The organism is Saccharomonospora halophila 8, assembly GCF_000383775.1.
In the GTDB taxonomy this organism is placed as follows: Bacteria; Actinomycetota; Actinomycetes; order Mycobacteriales; family Pseudonocardiaceae; genus Saccharomonospora; species Saccharomonospora halophila.
In genome coordinates this window covers 121,589-125,109 of the sequence record NZ_KB912566.1, presented here as the reverse complement: position 1 = coordinate 125,109, position 3,521 = coordinate 121,589, and the positions used below count along the sequence as shown (strand labels likewise).

3 protein-coding genes are annotated in these 3,521 nt (G+C 71.3%); 1 reads left to right on the top strand and 2 read right to left on the bottom strand.

Annotated features, from left to right (window positions below):
* A partial coding sequence (locus SACHA_RS0115770; protein WP_028663247.1) for an AAA family ATPase occupies positions 1-1,101 on the top strand: 1,101 nt, incomplete at its 5' end.
* A 144-nt stretch (positions 1,102-1,245) separates the two neighbouring features.
* On the opposite strand, the gene SACHA_RS0115765 is transcribed toward SACHA_RS0115770, so the two are convergent.
* Positions 1,246-2,754 carry a sodium:solute symporter gene (locus SACHA_RS0115765; protein ID WP_019811274.1) on the bottom strand — a complete coding sequence of 503 codons (1,509 nt, stop codon included), beginning with the start codon at positions 2,752-2,754 and terminating at the stop codon, positions 1,246-1,248.
* Positions 2,755-2,762: 8 nt separating this feature from the next.
* On the bottom strand, positions 2,763-3,521 hold a 759-nt coding region (locus SACHA_RS24050; RefSeq protein WP_019811272.1), incomplete at its 5' end, for an anhydro-N-acetylmuramic acid kinase.

Sequence of the window (3,521 nt, the reverse complement as noted above, 5' to 3'; positions counted from 1 at the left end):
ATCGCCCGCGCCCGCGGCGCGGAGATCGCCGGCGCCGTCGTGGACGGTGGGGAGTCCGCCCTGGCGAGGATCGAGACGTCGTTGCAGCGGGCGGCGGCCGAGCGGGACGCCATCCAGGCCCGCCGCGAGGAGACCGAGCAGGCGCTCGGGCAGGTGCGCAACCGGGTGCGGGAGCTGACGGTGGAGCTGGAAAAGCTCACCGACGCCGTGCACCGCGACGAGGTCGCCCGTGCGGAGCAGCGGCTGCGGTTGGAACAACTGGAGGCCAGGATCATCGAGGAGTTCGCCATCGGGCTGGACGACCTCGTGGCCGAGTACGGCCCGGAGGTGGACGTGCCGCCGGGGCCGGGGGAGATGGCCGAGTACGAGGCCGCGAAGGAGCGCGGTGACACCGTGATGGCGCCGCAGCCGATCCCGTACGACCGCGACACCCAGCAGCGCCGCGCCAACCGGGCCGAGAAGGACCTGGCCAAGCTGGGCAAGGTCAACCCGCTGGCGCTGGAGGAGTACGCCGCGCTGGAGGAGCGCTACAAGTTCCTGTCCACCCAGCTGGAGGACCTCAAGCAGACCCGCGAGGACCTGCTCTCCGTCGTCAAGGAGGTCGACGAGAAGATCCTCGAGGTGTTCACCAGCGCATACCACGACGTCGCGCGGGAGTTCGAGACGGTGTTCTCGGTGCTGTTCCCGGGTGGCGAGGGGCGCATGGTGCTCACCGAACCCGGGGACATGCTCACCACCGGGGTCGACGTGGAGGCCAGGCCGCCGGGGAAGAAGGTCAAGCGGTTGTCCCTGCTGTCCGGCGGGGAGAAGTCGCTGGTGGCGGTGGGGATGCTGGTGGCGATCTTCCGGGCGCGGCCGTCGCCGTTCTACGTGCTCGACGAGGTCGAGGCGGCACTGGACGAGACGAACATGCGCAGGCTGATCGGACTGCTGGAGCGGCTGCGCGCGAACTCGCAGCTGCTGATCATCACGCACCAGAAGCCGACGATGGAGATCGCGGACGCGCTGTACGGGGTGAGCATGCAGGGTGACGGCATCACCCGGGTGATCTCCCAGCGGCTCCGGACGGACGACGGCGTCGAGGAGCCCACCTCGGCGTGAGGCGCCCGTTCCGCGCCGCCGTGTCGGTTCGGGGGCGGGAACGGGCGACTCGCGGGCCGGGAGCGTCGACTCGCGGACGTGGGGTGGCGACTCGCGTGTGGTCGATGCTCGACCGCACGTGGTGACTCCCTGCGTCCGGGCCGGTCAGCCCACCTCCTGGTGGGTCGGCTCCGGGTGCTCCGGGGCCGGGGTCGGGTGACGCAGGGAGAGCAGGCCGCCGACCGTGAGGGTGACCAGCACGCCCAGCGGGACGTACCAGGGGAAGGCCAGCGACGCCGACTCGCCGTCGACGGTGAACTCGACACCGAGCACGAACACCGCCGCCACCACGATCGTGCCCACGAACGCCACGATCGCGTCGGCCTGCCGGGCCCGCCGGACCAGGATGCCCAGGGCGAACGCGCCGAGCAGCGCACCGTAGGTGTAGCTGGCGATACTCAGCCCGACCTCCACCACCGGCTGGTCGGTGCTGGTGAACAGCGAGGCGAACAGCACGAACACGCCCGCCCAGATCAGCGTCCACAGCTTCGCCCGCCGGAGAACGGTCGCGTCGGACGGCTCCCGCTTGGTGACGTGCCGGTAGATGTCGCTGATCGTCGAGGTCGACAGCGAGTTGAGCGACGACGAGATCGTGCTCATCGCCGCGGCGACGATGCCCGCGATCAGCAGCCCGGACAGCCCCACGGGGAGCTGCTCGACGATGAACCTCGGGAACAGTTCGTCACCCGCGGACAGCCCCAGCGCGGACGGGTCCGCGCCGTCGTGGAACGACCACAGCATCGCCCCGACCACCAGGAACAGCGCGAACTGGAAGAACACCACCACGCCGCTGGCGATCACCGCCTTCTGGCTGTCCCGCACGGTGCGGCAGGCGAGCAGCCGCTGCACCATCAGCTGGTCGGCACCGTGCGAGGCCATCGCGAACAGCGCACCGCCCACCACGGCGGTCAGGAACGCGTACTGGCTGGTCAGAATGTTCGACGAGAAGTCGAACAGCCGGAACTTGCCCTCGTCCACCAGCGCGGGGAACCAACCGTCCGGCAGCCGGCCCGCGAGGACGAACACCGCCGCGACGGCGCCGACGACGTAGATGCCCATCTGGACGACGTCCACCCAGATCACCGCCCGGATCCCGCCGAGGTAGGTGTACAGCACGGCGACGACCGCGATGGCGGCGATGATGACCCAGTAGGAGACGTCCAGGCCGAGCGCGGCGAGCACCATCTTGACCGGGATCGCGGTCGCGAACAGCCGGACCCCGTCCGCGAGCAGCCGGGTCACCAGGAACGTCACCGACGCGGTGCCCTGCATGCCGTTGCCGAACCGGGTGCCGAGGAACCCGTAGGCGCTGACCATCCCGCCCGCGTGGTAGCGGGGCAGCAGCACGAACGCCACCACCACCCTGCCGATCAGGTACCCGATCGCGAGCTGGAGGTAGGTGACGTCGCCGAGGTAGGCCACGGTCGGCACGCTGATCACGGTCAGGGTGGACGTCTCGGTGGCCACGACGGAGAAGGTCACCGCCCACCAGGGCACCCGTCGGCTGCCGACGAAGTAGTCGGCCGACGACCGTTGCCTGCCACTCAGCGCGATCCCGAGGACCGGGGTTCCCACCAGGAATACCGCGATGATCGCGAGGTCCAGTGCCCGCATGCTGTCTCCTACGGTGTGTCGGGGTGAGCGATCCGCAGCCGGGTCACCGGACGTGCGGACACGGCGGGAAGGGCGAGCGGCCCCGCACCGGGGGTGATGCTGCCGAGCAGGCGGGGACCCCGGGCCCCCGTCGCCTCCGGCACGGTGGCCGGCTGCCCGTGCCAGGTGAGCCGGCCCAGCAGGGCGGTGAGGTAGGCCTCCTTGGCGTCCGAGGGCAGTCCCAGGTCGTCGCTGGCGACGACGCGGATCCGCCTGCGGAGCGCGCGCACGAGGGAGGGGTTGCGCAGCCCACCGCCCGAGGCCACGACCGTGCGCACACCGTGCGCACGACAGGCGTCGGCGACCGTCAGCGCGGTGAGTTCGGTCAGCGTGGCGAGCAGATCGGCGCCGCCCACCTCGGGGAGTCCGTCGAGCATCGAGCGCAGATAGGCGCGGTGGAAATACTCCCTGCCGGTCGACTTCGGGGATTCGCGGGCATAGTACGGGTCGTCGGACAGCCGGGACAGCAGATCGGGGCGGACGGTCCCCGCGGCGGCCAGGGCGCCGTCGGTGTCCCGGTGTTGCGTCCCGCCGGTCACCTCGGCGGCGGCGACGTCGAGTAGCGCGTTGCCGGGGCCGGTGTCGTAGGCAGTGGTCGTGCCGTCGGGGTGGACGACGGTGAGGTTGGCGATGCCGCCGAGGTTCACCGCGGCTGCGGGGGCGCCCCCGGCCTCCGCCCGGTGCCGGAGCCAGAGCGTGTCCAGGGTGCTCGCCAGCGGGGCGCCGTG

Excerpts from the sequence above, each read along its gene's own strand:
- SACHA_RS0115765 (WP_019811274.1), bottom strand. The coding sequence starts at position 2,754 with ATGCGGGCACTGGACCTCGCGATCATCGCGGTATTCCTGGTGGGAACC.